Below are 458 nucleotides of genomic sequence, written 5' to 3'. Positions count from 1 at the left end.
ATTTACGGGGTGTTTTTATGACCAAATTTACATTCGAAAAGAAATTAGAAATTGTTCAAAGATATTTAAATAATGAGGGAGGTTATAAGTCCCTCGGTAAATTATATGGAATTGCGCATAATCACATCAAAAAATGGGTTCTACAATACCAATACAATGGTGAAGAAGGGCTTATTAAAATCTATACAAACTATACAGTTCAGTTTAAACTAGACGTACTAAATTATATGAACAAACAAGGGACGTCTCTGTATGAAACAGCTGCTATTTTCAATATTCCAGCACCTAGTACTATTTTGGATTGGAAGCTGAAACTCGAAGCGGAAGGATTAGATGCCCTTAAATCAAAGAAAAAGGGGCGTCCATCCATGAAAAAAGTGACAAAGAAATCTCCTCAACCAGTAGAAGGATCATTAGAAGCCTTACAGGCAGAAAACGAACGTTTACGAATGGAGAAT

The 458-nt window shown here is 34.9% G+C and carries 1 protein-coding gene; it reads left to right on the top strand.

Annotation, left to right across the window (positions count from 1 at the left end):
• Window positions 1-17: 17 nt before the first annotated feature.
• A partial coding sequence (locus tag AC3A54_RS25500) for a transposase (protein ID WP_487656672.1) occupies window positions 18-458 on the top strand: 441 nt, incomplete at its 3' end.

The sequence above is a fragment of the Neobacillus sp. Soil_C_43 genome, assembly GCF_057656715.1.
This window is presented reverse-complemented; position numbering and strand designations above follow the sequence as displayed.